The sequence below is a fragment of the Pseudomonas sp. JDS28PS106 genome (genome assembly GCF_036706555.1).
Classification (GTDB): Bacteria; Pseudomonadota; Gammaproteobacteria; order Pseudomonadales; family Pseudomonadaceae; genus Aquipseudomonas.
Genome location: NZ_JBAJGT010000010.1, coordinates 80,104 through 105,919 on the forward strand (window position 1 = coordinate 80,104; position 25,816 = coordinate 105,919).

25 protein-coding genes and 1 riboswitch are annotated in these 25,816 nt (G+C 61.4%); of the genes, 14 read left to right on the forward strand and 11 right to left on the reverse strand.

Features of this window, described 5'->3' with window-relative positions:
- Window positions 1–65: 65 nt before the first annotated feature.
- Together TRP66_RS17005 and upp are read right to left on the reverse strand one after the other, a co-directional pair.
- Window positions 66–1,343, reverse strand: a complete 1,278-nt coding sequence (locus TRP66_RS17005; protein ID WP_333404870.1) for a uracil-xanthine permease family protein — start codon at window positions 1,341–1,343, stop codon at window positions 66–68.
- 4 nt (window positions 1,344–1,347) lie between these two features.
- Window positions 1,348–1,986 (reverse strand): uracil phosphoribosyltransferase, encoded by a 639-nt coding sequence (upp, locus tag TRP66_RS17010; RefSeq protein ID WP_333404872.1) that lies wholly within the window; start codon window positions 1,984–1,986, stop codon window positions 1,348–1,350.
- A gap of 212 nt (window positions 1,987–2,198) precedes the next feature.
- On the opposite strand from upp, the gene TRP66_RS17015 reads away from it, so the two are divergent.
- The 3 genes from TRP66_RS17015 (at window position 2,199) to TRP66_RS17025 (ending at window position 3,678) form a co-directional block, all read left to right on the forward strand.
- Window positions 2,199–2,756: a hypoxanthine-guanine phosphoribosyltransferase gene (locus TRP66_RS17015; RefSeq protein ID WP_333404874.1), complete on the forward strand. Its 558-nt coding sequence runs from the start codon at window positions 2,199–2,201 to the stop codon at window positions 2,754–2,756.
- Window positions 2,757–2,838: 82 nt separating this feature from the next.
- Window positions 2,839–3,324, forward strand: coding sequence for a hypothetical protein (locus TRP66_RS17020; RefSeq protein WP_333404876.1), 486 nt, complete (start codon window positions 2,839–2,841; stop codon window positions 3,322–3,324).
- Between the two features lie 66 nt (window positions 3,325–3,390).
- The gene (locus TRP66_RS17025; protein WP_333404878.1) at window positions 3,391–3,678 is read left to right on the forward strand and encodes a PA4642 family protein; all 288 of its coding nucleotides are present in this window, start codon (window positions 3,391–3,393) and stop codon (window positions 3,676–3,678) included.
- A gap of 200 nt (window positions 3,679–3,878) precedes the next feature.
- On the opposite strand, the gene mqo is transcribed toward TRP66_RS17025, so the two are convergent.
- Complete coding sequence (gene mqo, locus TRP66_RS17030; protein WP_333404880.1) at window positions 3,879–5,387, reverse strand: malate dehydrogenase (quinone); 1,509 nt, start codon at window positions 5,385–5,387, stop codon at window positions 3,879–3,881.
- A 745-nt stretch (window positions 5,388–6,132) separates the two neighbouring features.
- Complete coding sequence (locus TRP66_RS17035) at window positions 6,133–6,366, reverse strand: hypothetical protein (RefSeq protein ID WP_333404882.1); 234 nt, start codon at window positions 6,364–6,366, stop codon at window positions 6,133–6,135.
- Between the two features lie 180 nt (window positions 6,367–6,546).
- Between TRP66_RS17035 and TRP66_RS17040 the strand changes: the two genes are divergently transcribed.
- Window positions 6,547–7,131 (forward strand): YajG family lipoprotein, encoded by a 585-nt coding sequence (locus TRP66_RS17040; protein ID WP_333404884.1) that lies wholly within the window; start codon window positions 6,547–6,549, stop codon window positions 7,129–7,131.
- A 61-nt stretch (window positions 7,132–7,192) separates the two neighbouring features.
- Here TRP66_RS17040 and TRP66_RS17045 read toward each other — a convergent pair whose 3' ends face one another.
- Both TRP66_RS17045 and TRP66_RS17050 read right to left on the reverse strand, forming a co-directional pair.
- On the reverse strand, window positions 7,193–7,399 hold the full coding sequence (locus tag TRP66_RS17045; protein ID WP_333404886.1) for a hypothetical protein: 207 nt from the start codon (window positions 7,397–7,399) through the stop codon (window positions 7,193–7,195).
- A gap of 239 nt (window positions 7,400–7,638) precedes the next feature.
- On the reverse strand, window positions 7,639–8,802 hold the full coding sequence (locus tag TRP66_RS17050; RefSeq protein WP_333404888.1) for a 1-acyl-sn-glycerol-3-phosphate acyltransferase: 1,164 nt from the start codon (window positions 8,800–8,802) through the stop codon (window positions 7,639–7,641).
- Between the two features lie 167 nt (window positions 8,803–8,969).
- Here TRP66_RS17050 and TRP66_RS17055 point away from each other — a divergent pair, with 167 nt between their 5' ends.
- The 4 genes from TRP66_RS17055 (at window position 8,970) to TRP66_RS17070 (ending at window position 11,081) form a co-directional block, all read left to right on the forward strand.
- Window positions 8,970–9,152, forward strand: coding sequence for a CPXCG motif-containing cysteine-rich protein (locus TRP66_RS17055; RefSeq protein WP_333404890.1), 183 nt, complete (start codon window positions 8,970–8,972; stop codon window positions 9,150–9,152).
- Entirely contained in the window at window positions 9,152–9,412 is a 261-nt protein-coding gene (locus TRP66_RS17060; protein ID WP_333405051.1) for a putative signal transducing protein, read from the forward strand. Before TRP66_RS17055 ends, TRP66_RS17060 begins: the two co-directional genes overlap by 1 nt.
- Window positions 9,413–9,440: 28 nt before the next feature.
- Window positions 9,441–10,070 carry an SOS response-associated peptidase gene (locus TRP66_RS17065; RefSeq protein ID WP_333404892.1) on the forward strand — a complete coding sequence of 210 codons (630 nt, stop codon included), beginning with the start codon at window positions 9,441–9,443 and terminating at the stop codon, window positions 10,068–10,070.
- Window positions 10,071–10,250: 180 nt separating this feature from the next.
- A complete protein-coding gene (locus TRP66_RS17070) occupies window positions 10,251–11,081 on the forward strand; it encodes a M48 family metallopeptidase (protein ID WP_333404894.1) in 831 nt (276 codons plus the stop codon).
- A gap of 51 nt (window positions 11,082–11,132) precedes the next feature.
- Here TRP66_RS17070 and TRP66_RS17075 read toward each other — a convergent pair whose 3' ends face one another.
- From TRP66_RS17075 to TRP66_RS17085, 3 genes are all read right to left on the reverse strand, one after another.
- Window positions 11,133–11,717 carry a TMEM165/GDT1 family protein gene (locus TRP66_RS17075; RefSeq protein ID WP_333404896.1) on the reverse strand — a complete coding sequence of 195 codons (585 nt, stop codon included), beginning with the start codon at window positions 11,715–11,717 and terminating at the stop codon, window positions 11,133–11,135.
- 71 nt (window positions 11,718–11,788) lie between these two features.
- Window positions 11,789–11,928, reverse strand: a riboswitch (yybP-ykoY riboswitch).
- Window positions 11,929–11,965: 37 nt separating this feature from the next.
- Window positions 11,966–12,964, reverse strand: coding sequence for a methyltransferase (locus tag TRP66_RS17080; RefSeq protein WP_333404898.1), 999 nt, complete (start codon window positions 12,962–12,964; stop codon window positions 11,966–11,968).
- A 227-nt stretch (window positions 12,965–13,191) separates the two neighbouring features.
- Window positions 13,192–14,157 (reverse strand): 2-hydroxyacid dehydrogenase, encoded by a 966-nt coding sequence (locus tag TRP66_RS17085; protein ID WP_333404901.1) that lies wholly within the window; start codon window positions 14,155–14,157, stop codon window positions 13,192–13,194.
- Between the two features lie 175 nt (window positions 14,158–14,332).
- Here TRP66_RS17085 and TRP66_RS17090 point away from each other — a divergent pair, with 175 nt between their 5' ends.
- The 5 genes from TRP66_RS17090 to TRP66_RS17110 all read left to right on the forward strand — a co-directional run bounded on the left by TRP66_RS17090 (window position 14,333) and on the right by TRP66_RS17110 (window position 22,265).
- Complete coding sequence (locus TRP66_RS17090) at window positions 14,333–14,962, forward strand: LysE family translocator (RefSeq protein WP_333404903.1); 630 nt, start codon at window positions 14,333–14,335, stop codon at window positions 14,960–14,962.
- Between the two features lie 115 nt (window positions 14,963–15,077).
- Window positions 15,078–16,760, forward strand: a complete 1,683-nt coding sequence (locus TRP66_RS17095; protein ID WP_333404905.1) for a fatty acid--CoA ligase — start codon at window positions 15,078–15,080, stop codon at window positions 16,758–16,760.
- Between the two features lie 409 nt (window positions 16,761–17,169).
- Entirely contained in the window at window positions 17,170–19,107 is a 1,938-nt protein-coding gene (locus tag TRP66_RS17100) for a DUF1302 domain-containing protein (RefSeq protein WP_333404907.1), read from the forward strand.
- Between the two features lie 27 nt (window positions 19,108–19,134).
- The gene (locus TRP66_RS17105) at window positions 19,135–20,499 is read left to right on the forward strand and encodes a DUF1329 domain-containing protein (RefSeq protein ID WP_333404909.1); all 1,365 of its coding nucleotides are present in this window, start codon (window positions 19,135–19,137) and stop codon (window positions 20,497–20,499) included.
- A gap of 254 nt (window positions 20,500–20,753) precedes the next feature.
- Window positions 20,754–22,265 (forward strand): helix-turn-helix transcriptional regulator, encoded by a 1,512-nt coding sequence (locus TRP66_RS17110; RefSeq protein ID WP_333404911.1) that lies wholly within the window; start codon window positions 20,754–20,756, stop codon window positions 22,263–22,265.
- A gap of 177 nt (window positions 22,266–22,442) precedes the next feature.
- On the opposite strand, the gene TRP66_RS17115 is transcribed toward TRP66_RS17110, so the two are convergent.
- Window positions 22,443–23,627: an HD-GYP domain-containing protein gene (locus TRP66_RS17115; RefSeq protein WP_333404913.1), complete on the reverse strand. Its 1,185-nt coding sequence runs from the start codon at window positions 23,625–23,627 to the stop codon at window positions 22,443–22,445.
- A gap of 446 nt (window positions 23,628–24,073) precedes the next feature.
- Here TRP66_RS17115 and TRP66_RS17120 point away from each other — a divergent pair, with 446 nt between their 5' ends.
- Window positions 24,074–24,772, forward strand: a complete 699-nt coding sequence (locus TRP66_RS17120; RefSeq protein ID WP_333404915.1) for an OmpA family protein — start codon at window positions 24,074–24,076, stop codon at window positions 24,770–24,772.
- Window positions 24,773–24,865: 93 nt separating this feature from the next.
- Here TRP66_RS17120 and TRP66_RS17125 read toward each other — a convergent pair whose 3' ends face one another.
- Complete coding sequence (locus tag TRP66_RS17125) at window positions 24,866–25,759, reverse strand: acyltransferase (protein ID WP_333404918.1); 894 nt, start codon at window positions 25,757–25,759, stop codon at window positions 24,866–24,868.
- Between the last annotated feature and the right edge of the window lie 57 nt (window positions 25,760–25,816).

A 25,816-nucleotide genomic window follows, 5' to 3' on the forward strand; every position in this document is an offset into this window, starting at 1 on the left:
CGGAACAGATTTATCGTCTGATCGTTTGCTTCGCGGATAAATCCGCTCCTACAGGCGTGCGCCCGTTACGGCAACTGATCATCCATGTGCTTGTTCTTCCAGCTGTCGTTGCCCGGCAACAGCAGGTTCAAGGCGATGGCGGTCACGGCGCACAGGGCGATGCCCTTGAGGCCGAAGTCGTCCGGGCCGTCGCCGGTGCCGATCAGCACGCCGCCGATGCCGAACACCAGAGTGACCGAAACGATCACCAGGTTGCGGGCTTCGCCCAGATCGATCTTGTGGCGGATCAGGGTGTTCATGCCCACCGCCGCGATGGACCCGAACAGCAGGCAGAGAATCCCGCCCATCACCGGCACCGGGATGCTTTGCAGCAGCGCGCCGAACTTGCCGATGAACGCCAGGGCAATCGCGAAAATCGCCGCCCAGGTCATGATCTTCGGGTTGTAGTTCTTGGTCAGCATGACCGCGCCGGTCACTTCCGCGTAAGTCGTGTTGGGCGGCCCGCCAAACAGACCAGCCGCCGTGGTCGCGATGCCGTCACCGAACAGAGTGCGATGCAGGCCCGGCTTCTTCAGATAGTCCCGACCGGTCACGCTGCCCACGGCGATCACACCGCCGATGTGCTCGATGGCCGGAGCCAGGGCCACCGGCACGATGAACAGAATCGCCTGCCAGTTGAACTCCGGCGCGGTGAAGTGCGGCAGTGCCAGCCAAGGTGCGGTCGCGATCTTCGCGGTATCGACTACGCCAAAGTAGAACGACAGCGCGAAGCCGACCAGCACGCCGGAAATGATCGGCACCAGGCGGAAAATGCCCTTGCCGAACACGGCCACGATCAGTGTGGTCAGCAGCGCCGGCATGGAGATCATCATCGCGGTCTGATAATGAATCAGCTCCGTGCCGTCGCCGGCCTTGCCCATTGCCATGTTGGCGGCAATCGGTGCCATCGCCAGACCGATAGAGATGATCACCGGGCCGATCACCACGGGTGGCAGCAGACGGTCGATGAAACCGGTGCCCTTGATCTTCACCGCCAGGCCCAGGAAGGTGTAGACGAAGCCGGCCGCCATCACGCCGCCCATGGTCGCGGCCAGACCGAACTGGCCCTTGGCGAGGATGATCGGCGTGATGAAGGCGAAGCTGGAGGCCAGAAACACCGGCACCTGACGTCCCGTCACCAACTGGAACAGCAAGGTGCCCAGGCCCGCGGTGAACAGCGCAACGTTGGGGTCGAGTCCGGTGATCAGCGGCATCAACACCAGCGCGCCAAAAGCCACGAACAGCATCTGCGCACCGGATAACACGGTGCGCCAAAGTGGATCATTGAACTCGTGCTGCGTCATCGCGTTACGCGTCCTTCTGCTTGGTGCCGAAGATCTTGTCACCGGCATCGCCCAGGCCCGGGATGATATAGCCGTGCTCGTTCAAACGCTCGTCGACCGAAGCGGTGTAGATCATCACGTCCGGGTGAGCTTTCTCGACGGTCTCGATGCCTTCGGGCGCCGCGACCAGCACCATGGCGCGGATTTCCTTGCAGCCGGCCTTCTTGAGCAGGTCGATGGTGGCGACCATGGAGCTGCCGGTCGCCAGCATCGGGTCGACGATCATCGCCAGGCGCTCGTCGATCTCGGGCACCAGTTTTTCCAGGTAAGTGTGCGCCTGCAGTGTTTCTTCGTTGCGGGCAACGCCGACGGCGCTGACCTTGGCGCCGGGAATCAGGCTGAGCACGCCGTCCAGCATGCCGATGCCGGCACGCAGGATCGGTACGATGGTGATCTTCTTGCCGGCGATCTTCTCGACCGGCACAGGACCGGCCCAGCCCTCGATTTCATAGGTTTCCAGAGCGAGGTCCGCGGTGGCTTCATAAGTAAGCAATGCACCGACTTCCTGGGCCAGCTCACGGAAATTCTTGGTGCTGATATCGGCGCGGCGCATCAGGCCGAGCTTGTGGCGGATCAGCGGATGACGGATTTCACGAATGGGCATAGGGGAAAGGCTCCAGCGGGGGCAAAAAAACGGCCTAGATTAATCTATTCAGCAGTTACTGTCTTACCGCGCGTGCAGTATTGTCTTACGGATCGCACAGACTTCATTTTCAGGAGGTCATGCGCAACGTTAGTCCAGAATCGCTTGCCCTGATTCGTCGGGATGCGTACCTTTGCCCGCTTTTCTTACAACTGCCCCATCTGGAGAGCGTCATGTCCGCTGATCTCGAGCATATCCGTCTAGTCATGAGCGAGGCTGATTGCCTGTATACGGAGGCTGAAGTCGACGCTGCCATCGCCCGTGTCGGCGAGCAGATCAATGCTGAGCTGGCGGACCGCAACCCGGTGGTCTTCTGCGTGATGAACGGCGGCCTGATCTTTTCCGGCAAACTGCTTACGCATCTGAAGTTCCCGCTGGAAGCGTCCTACCTGCACGCGACCCGTTACCGCAATGAAACATCGGGTGGCGATCTGTTCTGGAAAGCCAAGCCGGAAGTGTCGTTCATCGACCGCGACGTGCTGATCATCGATGACATCCTCGACGAAGGGCATACCCTCAGCGCGATCGTCGACTTCTGCAAGCATGCCGGCGCGCGTGCCGTGCACACCGCCGTGCTGATCGACAAGGATCACGACCGCAAGGCGCGTCCTGATCTCAAGGCCGACTTCGTGGGCTTGCCGTGCGTGGATCGCTACATCTTCGGGTTCGGCATGGATTACAAGGGATACTGGCGCAACGCTGCTGGGATCTACGCCGTCAAGGGTATGTAAGTACTTTCTGAGAGGCGGGCGCTTGACGCGCCAGCCTCGACCGGCTGTAGTGCGCGTCGATGGATTCTCAGAGACGTTACCCATGAAGCGATTTCCTGCCGGCGTCCTGACGCTTGCACTCCTGCTGCCAGCGGCCGGTCTCCTGGCCGAACCCATGCACGGCCAGTACCTGCCCCCCGACGATCTGAACCTGCGAGAAGGCGTGCCGGAGCAACAGCAGTTGCTGCGGGTGACCGAGTATTCGGTAGTGGCCGGCAATCAGCGCCAGTCCAGCCAGCAGCCCATTCCGGTGACATCACCTTTGTCGCTGCGTCTCAAGGGCAAGTCGCTCAACAAGGGCGCGACCATTTCCCAGGTCGTCGTGCATTTTGATTCCGGCGAGAGCAAAAGTCTGAAGAAGCCGAACTACGACGATGCTTCCCGTACCCTGACTCTGTATTACCCCCTCGCGCAGTACCGGATACTGATGGACCTGCTGCGCAACGAGAAGGTGTATTGCCAGTTCCTCAGTTATGCCAACGGTCATGTCTGGGCGGATCTGCACACCACGGCTTCGCGGGCGCGTTGAGTCTCGCGCACGGCGAGGGGTACACTGCCGGCCCGTGAAAATGTCCGCGACACGTTGGAGTCTGGAATGCGTAAAGACAAGAAGCAGGTGATTGGCGATGAGATCAGCGACGAGCAGGTCAAGAGTTTTCTCGGTTTCGAACCCTGTGACGCCACCTCGCCATCACTGCACAAACTGATCAAGGCCTACCGCGGGCTGCGTATCGACGATTTCGAGCGGTTTCTGACCTTCTTCAAGGAAGCCGGCTACGACCTGAACGGCCAGGATGAACACGGCAACGACTTCATCGCCCTGATCAAGGATCAGCGCAATGCCGAGGAGTACATCGAGCTGGTCGAAAAAGCGCGGGGCTGATCCGTTCCGCATCGCCAGCAAGGCGGAACGCCGCCCCGGTGGCTCCTACCTGTAGTAGCCAGCTTGCTGGCGATGAAGGCAACGCGGTGCATCAACCAGACCGCGTTAACCCCGGTCGCGAGCAAGCTCCCTCCCACAGGGTCCGAATATGAAAAAACCCGTGGCTCACGCTCACGGGTTTTTCATGACCACATCTGCCGTCAGGCGATGCTCTGCTCCTGACGAATTCCTTCGGTCAGCCCAAGGCCTTCATCGTTCTGCGCGCTGATGCGTTGATACAACTGCGCATCGCTCGCCAACGCCTGTTCCCGAGCCGGGAAGATTTCATTGAGCTTGGCGGCCCATTCCGTGCGGGCTTTTTCCGGGAAGCAGCGTTCGATCAGTTCCAGCATGATCGAGACCGTTACCGAAGCGCCCGGCGATGCACCCAGCAGGGCGGCCAGCGAACCGTCCTTGGCCGACACCAGCTCGGTGCCGAATTGCAGCACGCCGCCTTTCTTCGCATCCTTCTTGATGATCTGCACCCGCTGACCGGCCACTTCCAGACGCCAGTCTTCGGCGCGCGCCTGTGGGTAGAAACGGCGCAGCGATTCCAGGCGCTGGTCCATCGACTGCATCACTTCGCTGATCAGATACTTGGTCAGGTCCATGTTGTCGCGAGCGACCGCCAGCATCGGCTTGATGTTGGCCGCGCGCACCGACAGCGGCAGGTCAAGGAGCGAGCCGTGCTTGAGGAACTTGGTGGTGAAGCCGGCATAAGGTCCGAACAGCAATGATTTCTTGCCGTCGACTACACGGGTGTCGAGGTGCGGAACCGACATGGGCGGCGACCCGACTGCGGCCTGGCTGTACACCTTGGCCTGGTGATGCTTGACCACCTCGGGGTTGTCACAGCGCAGCCACTGGCCGCTCACCGGGAAGCCGCCGAAGCCCTTGCTTTCCTCGATGCCGGACAATTGCAGCAGCGGCAGGGCGGCTCCGCCGGCGCCGAGGAAGACGAATCTGGCGTCGATCTTGCGGGTGCTGCCGCTGTTGACGTCCTTGACCGTGACCGTCCAGCCGTCGCCCTTGCGGGACAGGTCGGTCACGCGCTTGCAGTACTTGACCTGGGCATCCGGCGAACTTGCCAGATGCGTGAGCAACTGGTTGGTCAGGGCGCCGAAGTTGACGTCCGTACCGTTGAGCATGCGGGTTGCGGCGATTTTCTCGTCGGCTGCACGGCCCGGCATCATCAGCGGCATCCACTCGGCCAGCTTGGCCTTGTCCTCGGTGTATTCCATCGAGGCGAAAGCGTGATGCTTGCTCATGGCTTCGAAACGGGTCTTGAGGAAGGAAATGCCGCTGTCGCCCTGAACGAAGCTCAGGTGAGGGACAGGGTTGATGAAGGATCTTGCCGAACCGAACGTACCCTTGCGCGCCAGGTACGCCCAGAACTGCCTGGACACTTCGAACTGGGTGTTGATGTGTACGGCTTTCTTGATGTCGACGGAACCGTCGGCAGCCGGCGGCGTGTAGTTCAGTTCGCAAAGCCCGGCATGGCCGGTACCCGCGTTGTTCCAGGGGTTGGAACTCTCGGCGGCTCCGGAATCCATGAGCTCAACGACTTCCAGCTTGAGGCCGGGGTCGAGCTCCTTGAGCAGCACGGCCAGGGTGGCACTCATGATGCCCGCTCCTACCAGTACCACGTCGACTGTTTCGTTATGCGCCATTAACGCGTCTCCAAAATCTGCAGCACCAAATTGACGGCACGGGATCCTGAGGCTGGATGCCGGGGCAGCGGGGTATTGAGCATGGTTGAGCCCCCTCTGCCACGGCCAGGATTGCCTGTCCGATTCTTCGCAATTTTTCGCATCTTAAAGCGCAGGTCCCGGTCAGGCTTGGTGAGGTGTCCATCAAGGTTACATGAACTCATGTTCAAGCCCGCTCGGCCATTCGACCATGGTCAGGGCGCGATCTTCGAGGACGAGTGTCCTGCGATGACCAGGCCGGTCCAGGATCTCAGGCTCCGGTAATGGAGGCGCAGTCGCGGTCAGTCCTGTTCAAGGGGGCCGGTTGAGACGCTAATGGTGCTCTTACAAACGCGTACGTATTCATTTGCTCGCCACACTCTTGTGAAGTAGTGAAACCCGTTTTTCACGTCCTTATGGAAACGTGAACCAAACCTCGAATAGGGGGCTGCGCAAACAGCTCCGACAAGCCGGATGCATACTGAGTGAGGCGTTGACACTGGCGAAAGGTTCGATACGAATCGAGCCGTTTCTGACCGTCCATCCAGCACATCGGTACGCGATCGACCTGTGTGGGCGGCTCTCTGTGGGCGATATATGAAGGTGCCGGTGCGGTGACTGGCGATGCTGCGGGCCCGATCAGGAGACGTCCTTATAATCGGGGGGAGATTATAGCGATGAAACGACGGAAATTGATCGCATTAAATGACTTTTATTCGGCGTCCGGTCAGGCAGTGAGCAACGGCTGTGTCCGTGAGCGCGAGGGCTGGCGGCTGATCCGGGCGCTGGCCGGCAGCGGCTGGTCGAGCCAGGCGAGCCTCTGTTCGGTGACTTCCACCCAGTCGCTTCCGGCTGGCCGCTCGGCGCAATGTTTCAGGGCGCGGCAGATGCCGGACTGATCGACGCGGGCAAAGTGACGCAGGTGTGGACGGGTGGTGAACAGCGACCAGAAAAGGTTCATGGCGCGACTCCTGGCAAAGGTGCCTGATGAGTGATGGGAGTCATGGTGCCGTTCCCTCGTGACATGGTTGTGACATCGAACCATTGCACATGACCGCCAGTCCCATTTTCAGCTAGTGAGGCGGCACTGCGCGCCGCTATACTTCGGCACATTCAGTGCCTGGCCCATGGAGAAATGAGCATGCTGCGTCGCGTTTTGTTCGGTTTGCTGGCTGTAACCAGTCTGACTTTGCTGGGCTGTGCCCATAGCCCACAACAGTTGAGCCCCCAACCCAAGCTCAATGCGCAACTGGCGCCGGTCGGTCACGGCCAGCCTGTCGTGGTTCGCGTCGTGGATGGCCGGCCTGGGCCGACCCTGGGTACCCGCGGCGGCATGTATCCGGAAACCAGTTCGATCAGCGTCAGCAGCAACGATATCGTGCCCAAGCTTCAGGCCCAGGCCGAAGCCGCGGTGCGTCTGCTGGGCTTCACACCGACTACCAGTGGCGGCAATGCTCCGCAGTTGACCGTGACCCTGGCCGATCTGAAGTATCAGTCGCCCAAGGAAGGCCTGTACGTGACCGAGGCGACCATCAGCTCGACGTTCCGCGCCGATGTTCGCAATAACGGCCGTAACTACAGCGGTCGCTACGCCGCTTCGCTGGACCAGCGTTTCGGCATGGCGCCCAACCAGGAAACCAACACCAAACTGGTCGGCGATGTATTGAGCGACGCGCTGACCCGCGTGTTCCAGGACGCCACCATTGGCGCGACCCTGGCTCAGTAACGCCCCGGCAAAAGAAAGCCCGGCACCTTGTACAAGGGCCGGGCTTTTTCACGCCCTGAATTCAGGCGGCCTGCTGATAGAACTCCAGAAAGCTCAAACCTGTGTCGTGGTCCAGGTCCGGCCAATCGTGATGCGCGTGTCCGCCGAGAGCGCAGTACACCAGCCAGTGACGGTCCTGAACGTTGAACGCCAGACTGTCGATCAGCTCCTGCTGTTCATCGCTTTGCGCGACCAGATACAGGCGATCCTGATTTTTTGCATGCAGCATGTGAAGCTCCGGAAAAGGGAGGTCGTCCTTTGGGGAGCCATACAATGCCGAGTCTGGATTACCGTCTAATGACACCCGCTATCGCCGGGTAGGAGCCAGCTTGCTGGCGATAAGGGACGACGCATTACATCCGTCACACCGCATTATCCCAAGTCGCGAGCAAGACGGATCGCCGCCCGCTCCCTCCCACAGGATTACGCTGTGGGAGCCAGCTTGCTGGCGATAAGGCAAACCCGATTTCAGAGCGGCAAACCCGCCTTCACGCGGTACTGATTACGCACCGGCGTCGCATATTGCTGCACCAGATAAGGCCGATGCTCAACGGGAACCGACTCCAGGCGACGATTCCATTCTTCCTGGGCCTGCGCCAGCTCGTCGGCAGGGAACAGCTCGGCGGCCTTGGGCACATCGAGGGCAGGGTCGGCATCGCTCCACTGTGCATATGCCAGGTAATGAACGGGGAACAGCCGATAACCTGCCAGTATCTGGCGATCCAGTTCCGCGGCCAGTTGCTTGGTGTCTTCATGCAGCTCGGTGACCGGCGGCGCGAAGTTCACATGCACGCGGCCCTTGTAGCCGGTGATGCCCAGCGCGATGCTCACGTCATCTTCGCCCGGCGTCTTTACGTAGCTGCCTGCGGTGGCGCGGATGAACAGCTCGCGGGCCTTGGCCTGATCGCAAGGGTCGTACTCGTAGCTGATGGACACCGGGATCACATTGAGCGAGCGGATGACCTCGCCAAACGGCTCGTCCTTGCGACTCATGTGGAACATCTTGAGGATCGCCGACTCGGTGCGGTCGTCGCCGTCCTTGGCCCGGCCTTCGGCTTGGGCGATCCAGATCGATGCGCCATCTTGGGTGATGGAGTGATTGATGTAAGCCGACAGCAGCTGATACGCCGCCATCTTTTCGCGTCGACCGGCGATCGAGCGGTGCACGATGAAACTCTTGTTCAGGCGCATCAGATCGCTGACGAACGGCTTCTGCAGCAGGTTGTCGCCGATGGCGATGCGCGGCGTCGGCAGACCGGCGTGATAGACCGCGTAGTTGACGAACGCCGGGTCCATCACGATATCCCGGTGATTGGCGAGAAACAGATAGGCCGTGCCGGACTTCAACTGCTCGACGCCGGTATAGGTCACGCCATCGGTGGCGCGCTCGATGGTGTGGTCGACGTAGTACTCGACTTTGTCCTGCAGGCTGGCGACCGAATCGATGCCGGCAAACTCTCGGCGCAGCTTGCGAGCCAGAGTAGGTTGCAGGAACCAGCCGAACGTGCTCGCCAGCCGGGGAAAGCGGAACCGGGTCAGGATGGCGAGGAAGGCTTTGTCGCTCAGCAGACGCGCCAGTACGGCGGGGACTTCTGCGTCGTTGTACGGTCGGATGGCATCGAATTCGCCCATCATGCTCTCTTGTTTGAATCGAATAGGGTAAAAGAAGGTGGCACCTGGCCAAACAGCCTTCGGGACAATGGGCGCAATTATACGCACAACTGCTGCGCGGGGCCGCGGTACAGCAACTATCCCTATAAGAAACGGCCATACCAGAAGCCACAACGCAGGAAACGACCATGCAGGAATTACAGAGCTACGACTGTCCATACTGTGGTGAACCGGTAGAGGCGGTGCTGGATCTGTCGGGCGGGGATCAGCAATACATAGAAGATTGTCCGGTCTGCTGTCGGCCAATCGTCTTCGACCTTCGGACTGACGGGCAGGACTGGAGTCTGGACGTGCGCAGCGAGAACGAATGATGCAACGGATATACGAGCCTGAAAACCTGATGGAAGGCGAGCTGCTCCAGGCGATGCTCGCCAGCGAGGGCATTGATGCGCACCTTACGGGCCGCGATCTGCTGGGCGGCATGGGCGAGCTGCCGGGGTTGGGTTTGCTGGCGATCGTGGTGGCGCAGGATCAGGTCGAGCGGGCGCGGGCGCTGATCAGCGCGTACAATGCCGCTTTGCCGTTGTCCGGCGACGAACCGGACAGTATCCCCGACGTACTGGTGTGCTGAGCACCTGCCAAAGAGCGCTGCTACCCTCATGTGTGGACGTTATGCCCTGTTCCGATGGACGCCCGCCTTCGCGGCCTTGCCCGGCTTTCCGGCCGACCAGCAGGCGCAGTGGAACATCTCGCCGGCCGATAGGGTGCTGATGATGCGCGCCGCCAAGCAAGAGGGCGAACTGGAGCTGGCACGCGCTCGCTGGGGCCTGACGCCTGCCTGGCTGACCGACCTGACCCGCACTCCGGCGCACGCCCGCGCCGAGACGCTGGCCGACCAGCCGATGTTTCGCGAAGCTTTCCGTCAACGCCGCTGCCTGCTGCCCGCCAATGGTTTCTATGAGTGGCGGGGCGGCGTGCGCAAGCGACCGTTCTGGCTGACGCCCGGCGAGGGCTCGGCGCTATTCTTCGCCGCCGTATGGGAGGCTTACCCCGTGCAGGGCCACGACTGGCTGAGCGTCGCGGTAGTGACTCAGGCGGCCGCCAATCAGCGCCGGCCGCTGATTCTCGATGCCCAGGGCCAGAAGGACTGGCTCACAGCCGATACGCCATTGCCCAGACTCCATGCGCTGCTCGCCGGACCGCAGATGACGCTGCGTGAGCGCCCGCTGGCCAATCTGGTCAACGACCCGAAATTGAACGCGCCGGAGTGTCTGACTCCGCTGTCTTGAACCACGGCTTGCACGGCCTGCGGCCCGGCTGTTTAATCCTCTCGATACACGTCCGACACAACCTCGATACACGGCCGGGAACCATCCACCGGATCGGCGGACCAATGTGGCGATCCACCGGCCGGGCGCAGAGTGGCTGCGCGAGTCCGGGTCATCGCTTCGTCAACAAGGAGAATCATCATGCGTCAGTCATTTGCCCGGTGTGCTTCAAGCTGTGCGTTAGGCGCGGCGTTACTGCTCGGCGGGTGCCAGGCGGTCAATACCACCTCGGGTGATTCGGTTGGCGTCGAGCGCAAGCAGTACATGTTCAGCATGCTCTCCACCGATGAAGTCAACAAAATGTACGCCCAGTCGTACCAGCAGACTGTGGGCGAGGCGAGCACCCAGGGCGTGCTCGATACCACCAGCACCAATGCCAAGCGCGTTCATGCCATCGCCGACCGCCTGATCGCCCAGGCACCCAAACTGCGTCCTGATGCCGCGCAATGGGACTGGGAAGTCAATCTGATCAAGAGCGACGACCTCAACGCCAACTGCGGCCCGGGCGGCAAGATCATTTTCTATACCGGCCTGATCGACACATTGAAACTGACCGATGACGAGATCGCGGCGGTCATGGGCCATGAGATCGCCCATGCCCTGCGCGAGCATGGTCGCGAAGCGATGTCCAAGGCGTACGGCGTGCAGATGGCGCGTCAGGGCGCAGGTGCGTTGCTGGGGCTGGGCCAGGACAGCCTGGCGCTGGCCGACACCGTCGTGAACTACAGCCTGACGCTGCCTAACAGCCGCAGCAACGAAAACGAAGCGGACCTCCTGGGCCTGGAACTGGCCGCTCGCGCCGGCTACAACCCGAACGCCGCGATCACCTTGTGGCAGAAGATGACTCAGAACGCCGGCGCTTCCCAGCCTGAATTCATGAGCACCCACCCGGCCTCGTCCAATCGCATCGCCGCGTTGCAGGCGGCCATTCCCAAGGTCATGCCGCTTTATCAGCAGGCGCCGAAGTCCTGAGGTGATTGGCGGGATATGTCCGCGAAGCAGGCTTCGCGGACAATTTCCGGATCAGACCCAGCCACTGACCTGCATCGCCTTGTAAACGGCCACCAGTGCCAGCACGAAGAACGCACTGGCCGCCAGACGCCGGATCAGGGTGAGCGGCAGTTTCTCTGCGGCGAAGTTGCCGGCCAGCACGACGGGTACGTTGGCGATCAACATGCCCACGGTCGTACCGATGATCACCAGCCACAGGTAGGAATACTGCGCCGCCAGCATGACGGTCGCGATTTGCGTCTTGTCGCCGATTTCGGCGATGAAGAAGGTGATCAGCGTGGTCATGAACGGGCCGAATTTGCGGGCCGTGCTGGCCTCGTCCTCGTCCATCTTGTCGGGCACCAGCGTCCACAATGCGGTGGCGGTGAAGCTGGCGGCCAGGATCCAGTGCAGGACTGCGTCAGAGAAGAAGTTGCTGAACCATGCACCTACAGCACCTGCCGCTGCGTGGTTGGCCAGGGTGGCGGCGACGATGCCGGCAATGATCGGCCAGGGTTTGCGAAAGCGTGCAGCGAGGATGAGCGCGAGCAATTGGGTCTTGTCGCCGATTTCAGCGAGGGCCACGACTGCGGTAGGGATTAACAGTGATTCCAGCATCAGGTTTCCTGAAGGGGCGGGGTCGACACGGCTATGACACGTACGACCTCCCCGCCCCGGGTAAGGTGTGCGTGTCATAGGTCTTGTCAAACCACCGATCCGTCTGATGCGGATTCCGGGTCGCGCGCACCATGGTCTGAGGACCAAGTATGTTGATGCGCGCCAGACGAGCAGGGCGCTCGTGGGAGACTACTCCCCTAGGACGGAGCGGATTCTGCCTTCGCGCACTCCATTCGGCAAGCGCTTATTCAAGCGCGCCTGGCGCTGTAGATGCGGAAGCCATCGCCCTGAGCCCGAATTTCGCAGGGGCCGACGTGCTCCTCGATCAACGGCTGGTAGCGCAGGAAACTGTTAGCAACCAGACGAAGTTCTCCTCCAGATCGAAGGTGTTGGCTGGCTTTTCTCAGCAACGTTTCCGAGGCGACGTAATTGGTGTGAACGCCGGTGTGGAACGGCGGGTTGCTCAGAATCGTCGTCAGGCCTACGGGCGCGGCGTCGATGCCGTCTCCGGTCAGAACCTGCGCCTGGAGTCCGTTCGCCGCCAGGGTCAGTCGCGAACTGGCAGCGGCAAAGGCGTCGACATCCAGCAGCGTCACCTCGTTTGCCGAGTAGCGACGTTTCACCGCGGCGCCGAGGACGCCAGCACCGCAACCGAAGTCCAGCAGATGCCCTTGGGGCAGCATGTCGAGGTGGTCCAGCAACAAGGCGGTGCCCCGGTCCAGACGGCCATGGCTGAAAACGCCGGGCAGGCTGACAACGGTTAACGGGCCGTCCTCCAGTTCGATCTGATAAGGCTTGGCGAGACTTTCCAGCGCCACCGCCTGGGGCGGGGTCTCAACCGTGACCTGCCAGAGCTGGCAGTGTCTGGCGCTGTCGAGCTTGCGGGCACGCCCGAAGGGGCTCAGCTGCCTGGCGGCTGCTTCGATCCCGCCGCGTTTTTCACCGACCAGAAACAGCTCACGCCCGGCCAGGCGCGAGGCGAGGGCATTGAGCAGGTAGTCGGTGAGGTCGCGGGCCTTGGGTAGAAACAGAACGGCGGCTTCGAAATCCTCGGCGGGTGCTTCCACGCCGAAATGGATACGCCCGGGAAAGCGAGCATCGAGCGCCGCATGGTCGCCCGCATGCCAGCACCAGCCGCGGGCATCGGGCAGTTTGCCCGGCAGATCGTCCGCCGGCAGCCCGGCCAGCAGCACCGATCCTTCGAACAACTCCGCCTGACGGAGTAACACTTCACTGCGCGGGTCCATGGGCGGGCTCCTGAAAAAACGCGCAGTTTAACACCGATGCGCCGTCTTACCCTGTAGGAGCCGCCACGTCGGGCTCGGCGGCGTTTGCACGATCGACGCATTACGCTGTAGGAGCGGCTTCAGCCGCGAAACAATCGATCAGACGATAAACATTTTGCGCCTGTGCAATCAATCGCGGCTAAAGCCCGCTCCTACAGGATCGTGTGAGACCGGGAACGCGCCGGGTTTCAACTCACCACCCGCACCGGCGCGCCGGCGAAGAACGCTTGGGCATTCTCGGCAACCTGGGCGACGATCCGCTGGCGTGCTTCCTGGGCGCCCCATGCGCTGTGCGGAGTGACGATCAGGCGCGGGATGTCGCCGGCCAGCAGCGGATTGCCGTTGACCGGCGGCTCGACGCTCAGTACATCCGACGCAGCGCCGCCCAGATGCCCGTTGCGCAAGGCGTCGGCCAGTGCCTGCTCGTCGATCAGTCCGCCTCGCGCGGTATTGACGATGAACGCATGGGGCTTGAGCAGGCTCAGCTCGTGGGCGCCGAGCATGTTGCGGGTATGCTCGTTGAGTGGGCAGTGCAGGGTCAGCGCGTCGACCTGCGGCAACAGCTCTTGCAGGGCGATTCGGTCTGGACGCTCCGGGCGGCCGGGGATCTGGCCCAGCAACACGCGCATGCCGAAGGCCTCGGCAAGTCTTGCCACCGCGCTCCCCAGCTCGCCATGGCCGAGTATGCCAAGCGTCTTGCCTTCCAGCTCCACGATGGGGAAATCCAGCAGGCAGAACTGTGACGATTTCTGCCACAGCCCTTGCTGCACGGCTTTCTGGTAATCGGGCAAACGAGTCGCCAGCGCCAGCAGCAACAGCAGCGTGTGCTGAGCGACCGACGGCGTGCCGTAGCCCTGGCAGTTGCAGACCGTGACGCCATGTTCGCGGGCCGAAACCAGGTCGACATTGTTGGTGCCCGTGGCCGTCACCAATACCAGTTTCAGGTCGGGGCAGGATGCAAATGTGTGGGCATCAATCGCGACCTTGTTGGTGATGGCTACCTGTGCACCGTTGAGCCGTGGCGCAACCTGATCCGGCGCGGTGCTGGTATGCAGCTGCAGGTCGGTGAAGCATTCGTGCAGCACGCCGAGATCCAGATCACCCAGATCCAGCGAGGTATGGTCGAGGAAGACTGCTCTGCCGGTATTGCTCATAGCTGTACCTTTTGTGCGGAGGGTGGGAAGAGTAAGGTATCCAGCCTATCAGAGGGCGTTACAAAATGGCTGCGCTCGGCAATACGGCGTTGAAATCGGTCTTGCCTTGCCTTTGTTCGCCTATTTTGTAAACACCCTCCAAGAGCCGTGGCTCGTCAACATTCAAGGAGTAGCGATGTACTGGGCGGAATTTCTCACCGTGGCTTTGATCCATCTGCTGGCCGTCGCGAGCCCCGGACCGGACTTCGCCGTGGTGGTGCGCGAAAGCGTGACCCACGGGCGCAAGGCCGGCACCTGGGCAGCGCTAGGCGTCGGGTCGGCGATCTTCGTGCACGTAGGCTATTCGCTGCTGGGCATCGGCATCATCGTGTCGCAGTCCATCGTGCTGTTCAACGCGCTGAAATGGGCCGCTGCGGCTTATCTGCTGTACATCGGCTACAAGGCCTTGCGCGCGCAGCCAGCCAAGGCTTCGGACGAACCGCTCAAGGTCGGCGTGGCCGAGCGCAGCGCCAAGGGTGCCTATGTCAGCGGTTTCGTGACCAACGGCCTGAACCCCAAGGCGACTCTGTTCTTCCTGTCGCTGTTCACCGTGGTCATCAACCCGCACACGCCACTGCTGGTGCAGGGCGGCTACGGGGTCTATCTGGCGGTGGCGACCGCGGTCTGGTTCTGCATGGTGGCGCGACTGTTCAGTCAGGAGCGGGTTCGTGCCGGGTTCGCGCGCATGGGCCACTGGTTCGATCGGGCCATGGGCGGCGTACTGGTCGCGCTGGGTCTCAAGCTGGCCTTTACCGAGGTGCGTTGAGACGCCGTTTGCAGACACGTTCGTCAGCTGATCGGCTGTTCGGTCGTTCCGACTGGCGAGGGTGGGTTCCAGCGTCCATATTTCGAACTTCGCATGGACTTCGAAAGGAACTCATATGTTGCAGACTCGCGTTCTGGCGCCCGCCGATGGCGCTTACCAGTACCCACTGCTGATCAAACGGCTGCTGATGTCCGGCAGCCGTTATGAGAAAACGCGCGAAATCGTCTATCGCGATTCTGTCCGCTACACCTACCCGACCCTCAATGAACGGGTGCGCCGTCTGGCCAATGCCTTGACCAGCGCGGGGGTCAAGGCGGGCGATACCGTGGCCGTCATGGACTGGGACAGCCACCGTTATCTGGAATGCATGTTTGCCATCCCCATGATTGGCGCGGTCATTCACACCGTCAACGTGCGTCTGTCGCCCGAGCAGATCGTCTACACCATGAACCATGCCGACGACCGGGTCGTGCTGGTCAACAGCGAGTTCCTCGGCCTCTACCAGGCCATCCAGGGGCACCTGACCACGGTCGAAAAAACCATCCTGCTCACCGACCTGCCGGACAAGAACGCAGATCTGCCCGACCTGCTGGGCGAATATGAAGATCTGCTGGCAGCGGCCAGCCCCGACTACGAATTCGAGGATTTCGACGAGAACTCGGTGGCGACCACCTTCTACACCACCGGCACCACGGGCAATCCCAAGGGCGTGTATTTCACCCACCGGCAGCTGGTGCTGCACACCCTGGGCGTGGCGACCATCATGGGCAGCATCGACAGCGTCCGGCTGCTGGGCACCGACGACGTCTATATGCCCATCACGCCGATGTTCCATGTGCATGCCTGGGGCGTGCCCTATGCCGCGACCATGCTCGGTCTCAAACAGGTCTATCCCGGCCGTTACGACCCTGAGTTGCTGGTGCAATTGTGGCGCACGGAAAAGGTGACTTTTTCTCACTGCGTGCCGACCATCATGCAAATGCTGCTCAATGCCAAGGCTGCCCAGGACACGGACTTTGGCGGCTGGAAGATCATCATCGGTGGCAGCTCGCTGAACCGCAGCCTGTACGACGCCGCCAAGGCCAAGGGCATCCAGTTGACCGCCGCCTACGGCATGTCCGAAACCGGGCCGCTGATTTCCGTGGCGCACCTGAATGAAGAACTGCTGGCCGGAACCGAAGAGCAGCAGATCGACTACCGGATCAAGGCGGGGGTGCCGGGCATGCTGGTCGACGCCGCGATCGTCGATGAGAACGGCAACTTCCTGCCGGCGGACGGCCAGACCCAGGGCGAACTGGTGCTGCGCGCACCCTGGCTGACCCAGAGCTACTACCGCGAGCCGCAGAAGGGCGCCGAGCTGTGGGCCGATGGCTGGCTGCATACCGGAGACGTCGCGACTCTGGACGACATGGGCTTCATCGACATTCGCGACCGGATCAAGGACGTCATCAAGACCGGCGGCGAATGGATCTCGTCCCTGGAGCTCGAAGATTTGTGCAGTCGTCACCCGGCGGTTCGCGAGGTGGCGGTGGTGGGCGTGGCCGATGCCCAGTGGGGGGAGCGACCTTTTGCGCTGCTGGTGGTGCGCGACGGCCACAGCATCGATGCACAGGCGCTCAAGCATCACCTGAGCCCGTTCGTCGAACAGGGCCATATCAACAAGTGGGCGATCCCCAACCAGATCGCATTGGTCAGCGAGATCCCCAAGACCAGCGTCGGCAAGCTCGACAAGAAGCGCATGCGTCAGGACATTGTCGAGTGGCAGAACAGCGACAGCGCCTGCATTTCGAGGCTTTAGGTGTCTGCCGGGCCGCTACCTGCCCCGTTATCGCCAGCCAGCTGGCTCCTACAGACAGTGCTGGCCGTAGGAGCCAGCTGGCTGGCGATCCGTCCTGCTGGCGAACGTGTTTCAACGGCGGCTTGCCAAATTCTGAAATTCCGCCATCCTGCGGTGCGCTCCGCCGCCCCCTCGGAAACCGGCGGGCCAGAGGCCTCTGATGCAAATCACACTTTAGAGTGATCAAGTGCGCAGGCTCGCTGGATATAGTCGGCACAGGGAATGAGCAAGCGCCTGAACACCCGGCCTGTGTCCTGGTCTATTCGGACTGCCCGAACGAGCCGTATCCGTCAGTTTTCCGATTTCGATGGCTGGTCCGCTTTTTGAAGTTCCCACTGCCATAACAATAAAAGCACACGGAGTAGCGTCGATGACTACAACAAACCCCTTCTGGCGCCGGGCGAGACTTCCCTTGGCGGTGAGTCTGGCCTCTTCGCTGGCCAGCCCGGCCTTCGCTATCACGTTCAACATCGGCGAAATCGAAGGCAGTTTCGATTCTTCGCTTTCGGTGGGCGCCAGCTGGTCGACCGAGAGCCCCAACAAGAACCTGATCGGCGCGAACAACGGCGGGAGAGGCCTGTCGCAGACATCCGACGATGGTCACCTCAATTTCAAGCGCGGCGAGACCTTTTCCAAGATCTTCAAGGGCATTCACGACCTCGAACTAAAGTACGGCGACACCGGCGTCTTTCTGCGCGGCAAGTACTGGTATGACTTCGAGCTCAAGGACGAAGGCCGCGAGTTCAAGGACATCAGCGACTCCAACCGCAAGGAGGGCGCCAGGTCTTCGGGGTTCCAGCTGCTCGACGCCTTCGTTTACCACAACTACGCCATTGCCGATCAGCCGGGCGCGGTGCGCTTCGGCAAACAGGTCATCAGCTGGGGCGAGAGCACCTTCATCGGCGGCGGCATCAACAGCGTCAACCCCATCGATGTCTCCGCTTTCCGCCGGCCTGGCTCGGAAATCAAGGAAGGCTTGATTCCGGTCAACATGTTCTATCTGCAACAGAGCTTGACCGACAATCTGTCGGCCGAAGGTTTCTATCAGCTGGAATGGGACCAGACGGTTGTCGACAACTGCGGCACCTTCTTCTCCCAGCCCGACGTGATCGCCGATGGCTGCGACAACAACCTGGCCGTGCTGCGCAGCCGCAGCGGACTGAACAGCTCATTGACGGCTGCCGGCCTGCCTGCGGCGGCTCGTGGCGCCATCTTCAATTCGCTGACCCAACAGGGCGTCGCCTTCGGCAATCCGGACGAGGGCGCCATCGTTCGACGCGGTCCGGACCGCGATGCCCGCGACGGCGGCCAGTTCGGCTTTGCACTGCGCTACAACTATGAGCCGCTGGACACCGAATTCGGCGCCTACATGATGAATTACCACAGCCGCGCGCCGATCTTCAGCGGTCGCGGCGGTTCAGCGGCCTCGTTCAGCGCGTCGGGGCTGGTCGGTTCGCTGGTGCGCAACGGCATCCCGCTGTCGGTCGCGACCGGCCTGGCGCCGACCCTGCTGCCGCTGGTGGTCGCCGGCAACTCCAGCTACTACGTCGAATATCCGGAAGATATCCGCCTGTACGGCCTGAGCTTCTCCACTACGCTGCCCACCGGGACCGCATGGAGCGGGGAGATCAGTTATCGCCCCAACGCACCGGTGCAGGTCAACACCACCGACATCCTGTACTCGGGTATTTCTCCGCTCAACCCCAACGTGTCGCTGCTGGCGGGACGGCCCGAGACCGACCAGCCGGGCTATCGCCGCAAGGAAATCACCCAGCTGCAGACGACGCTGACTCACTTTTTCGACCAGGTCATGGGCGCCGACCGCCTGACCGTGGTGGGCGAGGTGGGCTGGACTCACGTGGGCGGGCTGGAAAGCACCTCGGAAATCCGTTACGGCCGGGATCCTGTCTACGGCCCCGGCCCGCTTCCCGGCGGTCAGTGCGCGACCCTCAACGCCGGAACGCTGACCGGCGCGGCGCAGAACAACCTCAGCCGCTATTGCGAGAACGATGGCTTCACCACCTCCAACTCCTGGGGCTACCGCGCCCGGGCCATCTGGGACTACAACAACATCTTTGCCGGTGTGAACCTGCGGCCGAGCGTTGCCTGGTCCCATGACGTCAAGGGCTATTCGCCGGGTCCCGGCGGCAACTTCGAGGAAGGCCGCAAGGCGGTCAGTCTGGGGCTGGATGCCGAGTACCAGAACACCTATACCGCGAGCCTGTCCTACACCAACTTCTTCGATGGCAAGTACACCACGGTCGACGATCGGGATTTCGTGGCGCTCAGTTTCGGCATGAACTTCTAAGAGCACGGTATCGGGATGACTATGAAAATGAGAATAAAAAAAGGTCTTGTGTACGCCGGCATGTTGAGTGCTTCGTTGCTGGCGAGCGGTGTGATGGCGGCCGTGTCCGAATCGGAGGCGGCGAAACTGGGCACGACGCTGACGCCCATGGGCGCGGAGAAAGCTGGTAACGCGGCTAACACCATTCCGGCCTGGACGCCGATGCCGACAAATGCCGGCGCAGTCGATGCCAAGGGCTTTCTGGCCAATCCCTATGCCAGCGAAAAGCCGCTGTTCACCATCACGGCGGCGAACGTGGAGCAGTACAAGGATAAGCTGGCGCCTGGTCAGTACGCCCTGTTCAAGCGTTATCCGGAAAGCTATCGCATTCCGGTCTACCCGACCCATCGCGGTGCAACCGTGCCGGATGCCGTATTCAGCGCAATCCGCAAGAACGCGACCAGCACCCGGCTGGTCGGTAACGGCAGCGGACTGGAAAACTTCGACACGGCTATCCCGTTCCCGATTCCGGCCAATGGGATGGAAGTGATCTGGAACCACATCACCCGTTATCGCGGCGGCAGCGTGCGCCGTTTCGTCACCCAGGCCACGCCGCAGGCCAATGGTTCGTACAACCTGGTGTATTTCAGCGATCAGTTCGTGTTCCGTGACCGGATGAAGGATTTCAACCCCAGCAATCCCGGCAACATCCTGTTCTATTTCAAACAGGAAGTGACAGCGCCGGCGCGTCTGGCGGGTGGCGTTCTACTGGTCCACGAAACCCTCGACCAGGTCAAGGAACCTCGCTCGGCCTGGCTGTACAACGCCGGCCAGCGTCGGGTACGTCGCGCGCCGCAGGTTTCCTATGACGGGCCGGGCACCGCGGCGGATGGGCTGCGCACCTCCGACAACCTCGACATGTACAACGGCGCGCCGGACCGCTACGACTGGAAACTGATCGGCAAGCAGGAGATGTACATTGCCTCCAATAGTCACAAGCTCGACGATCCGAAGCTCAAGTACGCCGATGTCGTCAAGGCCGGCCATATCAATCAGGACCTGACCCGATACGAGCTGCGCCGTGTCTGGCACGTCACCGCGACGCTCAAGGAAGGGCAACGCCACATTTATGCCAAGCGCGATTTCTTCTTTGATGAAGATACCTGGCAGGCGGCGGTGATCGATCACTACGACGGTCGCGGGCAACTGTGGCGCGTGGCCGAGGCTCATGCCCAGAACTACTACGACAAGCAGGTGCCCTGGTATGCCGTCGAGACGCTCTACGACCTGCAATCGGGGCGTTATGTGGCGCTGGGCATGAAGAACGAGGAGAAGAGCGCCTACCAGTTCGGCTTCACGGCCAGCACCAGCGAGTTCTCGCCCAATGCGCTGCGGCAGGAGGGTGTGCGCTGACCGCACCACGTAGGAGCGCGCTTGCCCGCGATGGCCGCTACTCGGTCTAAACGGCTTGAACCGAGTAACGCCGGTCGCGGGCAAGCGCGCTCCTACGAAATACGCTCCCCCATCGGTCAATGACGCACCATTCGTGCGGCCAATTGTAGGAATTTTGTTACAGACTGACCGCGCATCGCCTTCATAAGCGCGTGATTCCCCGCTAGGCTCTGGACAGCCGTTACGCCGAATAATGACTCCAAGACGAGCCGGCCATGACAGATCTGTCCCGAATGCAGGGATTTGCAGACAGCGCGACCCGCGCGCTGGAAGGGCGATACTTCCGACCACCACTGCCTGATGGGCATGTGTCGCGTCCGCGTTTGTGCGAACGCCTCGCAGCCGGGCTCTCGTCGCGCCTGCTGCTGGTGTGCGCGCCGGCCGGGTTTGGCAAAAGCTCGCTGGCCGTGGAGTTCTGTCAGCAGTTGCCTGCGGCCTGGCGCAGTCTGTGGCTGGGGCTGGGCCCGCGAGACCGCGATCCCGGCAGATTCCTCGAGCGACTGCTCGGTGGACTGCAGCAATACTTTCCGCAGTTGAACAGTCAGGCCATGGGCTTGCTGAAAAAGCGCCAGACCAGCGACGGTTTTGCCTGCGACGAGTGGCTGGACGGGCTGCTCGACGAGCTCGCCATGCACCTGATGCTGAGCCGGCCGCTTTTGCTGGTCATCGATGACTATCATTTGGCCCAAGGGCCGGTCGTCGACCGATGTCTGCAGATGCTGCTCGATCATTCACCGGCAGGGCTGGTGGTGCTGGTCACCAGTCGACGGCGTCCGGACTGGCATCTGGCGCGCCTGCGCCTGGCGCGGCAACTGGTGGAAATCAACGAGCAGGACCTGCGCCTGACCGATGCGGAGTCATTCGCACTTCTCGACCTTCATACCGCGGCCATGCCTGGCGATGCGCTGAGCGATATCGTCCGCCGCAGCGAAGGCTGGGTCGCCGGTTTGCGCTTCTGGTCGCTGGCGCTCGGCGGCGCCCGGGGCGGAGCGCCGGTGCTTCATGACGGCGAAGAGCTGATACGCGATTACCTGCTTGAAGAAGTCCTCGATTCCCTGCCATCGTCCGTCCAGGCGTTTCTCTATGACACCGCCTGCCTGGAACGTTTTTGCAGCGAGTTGTGCAATGCCGCGCGGGAGACCTCCGATAGCGCCGAGATGCTTGGCTATCTGCTCGCCCACCAGGTGTTTCTGGTGGCATTGGACAAGGACGGTCGCTGGTTCCGCTATCACCATCTGTTCTTGGATCTGCTGCGAAGCCGTAGCCCCGGGCCGGCGCGGGTCGCTCGTCTGCACCTCAACGCCGGCCAATGGTTCAGCCGACAGGGCGAGTCGATCGGCGACAACGCTGCGGGGCTCTTTCACCGCAGCCTGCGAGCCGCCGCGCAAGGCATCCTGTCGCCTTTCGAGACGCTGCTCGAACACCATCCAGACTGGTGTCGCGAGCAATTGCGGGAACTGGCGCCCTGTCCGGTTCGAGACCTGCTGTTGGAGCGGTTACCGCTGCCGGCTACCTCCCCGACGACGCTGGGCAACGACACGCTGAGCGCGCGGGAACTGGGCGTACTGCGACTCATCGCCCAGGGCTGTTCGAACCAGGAAATCAGCGAGCAACTGTTCATCTCGCTGCACACCGTCAAGTCCCACGCCAGTCACATCAACAGCAAGCTGGGCGTCGAGCGGCGCACCCAGGCCGTGGCGAAGGCCAAGACGTTAGGGTTGCTGTAGGGGCGGGGAGGGGGAGGCCGCGTTCGGTCGCGGAACGCGATTCCTGTGGGAGGAACCTTGGTCGCGACGGGGTCGACGGGATTCAGCAGGCTGGTCCAATCGCCAGCAAGCTGGCTCCCACGGTGCATTGCAGCAAGACGGATCGCCGCCCGCTGGCTCCTACGGCAGAACGATGCGTTATCGCGCATCGCCATTCGGATCGCACCAGAGTCGATCCACGTCGCTCAATCCCCAGTCTTCCGGCAGCTCGATGCCGACGATCGAATCCTGTTCGGCCTCGCTGGCCAGATTCACTACAGAGGGCGGGAAGCGCCTGCCGGTGCGGGCGGACATGAAGACTTTTACCTTGGGCGACAGCAGATTCTGATCATGCTGCTCGACCACCACCGCAAGTCGGCCACTGTCCAGGCGCACCAGCGCGCCGACCGGATAGATGCCCACGGTCTTGACGAAGCTTTGAAAAACCACGGGGTCGAAATGCCCTTTCCACGATGCCATCTCCCGGATCGATTGAGCCGCGCCCCAACCTTTCTTGTAGGGACGGTCCGAAGTTATCGCGTCGTAGACATCACAGACTGCGCCCATCCTGGCGAAAAGGCTGATCTGCTCGCCGACCAGGCCATGGGGATAACCACTGCCGTCCACTTTTTCGTGATGGTGCAGGCAGACGTCGCGCACGATGGCGTTGACTGGCAGGCTGGCATCGAGAATTTTCAGCCCGGCTTCCGGGTGATACTTCATAGCCTCGAATTCTTGAGGCGTCAGGCGCCCGGGTTTGTTGAGGATTTCCGGATCGATCATCATCTTGCCGACGTCATGCATCAGCCCGGCCACACCGGCCTCCCGAACCTGCTCCTCGGGCATCCCTAGGCGGCGTGCCAGCGCGACCATCAAGGCGCATACCGCCACCGAATGCATATAGGTGTATTCGTCCGACGTCCTGAGGCGCGACAGGCTGATGAGTGCATGGGGGTGACGCTGTATGGAGTTGGTAATCTCCTCCACCAGCAGGTCAACGTCCTCGACTTTCATCGAACGTCCCATTCGAGCGTCGCTGAACATGCTCATGACGGCACCCTTGGCCCGTCCACAGATCTCCTGGGCGCGCTGCACCTCTTTTTGCAGGCTCGACGGAGCGACCTCTTCCGCGCTATCGGGTGCCGCAGGCGCCGGCGCCTTGCCACGACGAATGTCGATCCAGACTTCCTGAGTATCGGACTGCTGGATACGTCTGAGCACCTCGGGATCGCATAGCACGGCTTCCACCTGATCGATCCAGAATGGATCGTCGAGGGCGGGCCGGCAGAACGTGTGGATATGCATCCCCAGCGTCAGTTCGGAAACCAGAATTTTCTTGAGCATTACCCATCCCTGACGACTCATTACAAGGAATGAACGTAAGCGTAGCCATGAATCCGACCTCTGAACTCCGTTCAACGTTCGGTTGAGTGACGATCCGATATGATCCTTTCGCACAGGGGGCGACACCCTCATACGACCCGATGGTCTGAATGATTCCGAAGTGCCAGTATACGGGGCGAATCTGCAAAAAATCACGACTATTTTGCATGCCTGAAAACGCCCTTTATGACATTTGTTTTTTGAATCAATAGGTTGGAAGCTGGCTTATAAATTCTGAAAACTTCCGCAACGATTGAGTCGCAGCCGGCCTTCGATTCAGCGTGCAACGCTCGCCCTCGAACGGATGGCGTCATCACCGCTTGTAGGGTGGCACGGCCGCCAAGGAATTATTGTGCGCCATCACGCTCTAACCGGGTCATTAGCGTCCGCAAAATCAGGAGTAATTCATGTTGACCTCGCGCCGTATGATTCTGGCTGCCACTGCTGTAGCCATGCTGTCGGGATGTGCATCCAACAACCCGTATGACAATCAGGGACAAGGCCAGACGGGAGTGAGCAAGACGGCCAAATATGGCGGTCTGGGCGCTCTGGCGGGCGCGGTGGCCGGTGCGGCCATCGATCACAACAACCGTGGCAAGGGCGCATTGATCGGTGCGGCAGTGGTCGGCGCGGCCTCGGCCGGTTACGGTTACTACGCGGACAAGCAAGAGGCCGCGCTGCGCGCCAGCATGGCCAATACCGGGGTGGAAGTGCAGCGTCAGGGCGACCAGATCAAGCTGATCATGCCGGGCAACATTACCTTCGCGACCGACTCTTCGGCCATCGCCAGCAGTTTCTACACGCCTCTCAATAACCTGGCCGGCTCGCTGCGTCAGTACAACCAGAACAACATTGAAATCGTGGGCTACACCGATAGCACTGGCAGCCGTCAGCACAACATGGACCTGTCGTTGCAGCGCGCCCAGAGTGTTGCCACCTACCTGACGTCCCAGGGCGTAGACCAGACCCACCTCTCCGTGCGTGGCGCGGGCCCCGACCAGCCGGTCGCTAGCAACGCCGACGTCAACGGCCGCGCCCAGAACCGTCGCGTCGAGGTCAACCTCAAGCCGATTCCGGGTCAGCAGTACGATCAGTATCAGCAATAAATGTTTATCGCCAGCAAGCTGGCTCCTACAGATTTAATGCGCCTGTAGGAGCCAGCGGGCGGCGATCCGTCTTGCTGGCGATCATCCAATAACCTACCGGCCCTGTTTCATCTTTTCCAGCAACTCGTCTTTCTCTTCCCACAGCGTATTGATCCACAGCTGGAACGCCAGCTTGTAGTCCTGATCCTGATCGTAGTTCTTTCCGATGAACTGCTTCGGAATCGGTACTTCCTCGAAATGCGCGATGACCTCACGCACATTGCCGCATAGCAGATCCCAGAACCCTGGTCGCCCGGCAGGGTAGTGGATGGTCACGTTGACGATCGACTGCAACTGATCGCCCATCGCATCCAGCACGAAGGCGATGCCGCCTGCCTTGGGTTTGAGCAGATGGCGATAGGGCGAACTCTGCGCGGCGTGCTTGGCCGGCGTGAACCGCGTGCCTTCAGCGAAGTTGAAGATACCGACCGGGTTATGGCGAAAACGCGCGCAGGTGCGACGGGTGGTTTCCAGATCCTTGCCCTGTTTCTCCGGATGTTTCGCCAGGTATGCCTTGGAATACCGCTTCATGAAGGGAAAGCCCAGCGCCCACCAGGCCAGACCGATGACCGGCACCCAGATCAACTCTTGCTTGAGAAAGAACTTCAGGGGCCGGATACGCCGGTTCAGGACGTACTGCAGCACCATGATGTCGACCCAGCTCTGATGATTGCTGGTGACCAGATAGGAATGACGGTAATCGAGCCCTTCCAGGCCGCTGAGCTGCCAGCGCGCACGGCCCAGCAGGCGGATCCATGCGTTGTTGTTGGCGATCCATGTTTCGTGAATATGGCTCATCAGCCAGTCGGTGAAGCGTTGCGCCGCCTTGAACGGCAGGCACACTTTGAAAAACGTCACTACAAACAACACCGAGCAGCAGGCGACGGTATTGAGCGCCAACAGCAGCGAGGCGATGACGCCGCGCAATGGGGCAGGCAGGTACTGCATGAATGACCAGACTCCAGGAGTAATGTCAGGATGCCGCGGATTCGATGCGTGGCGTCC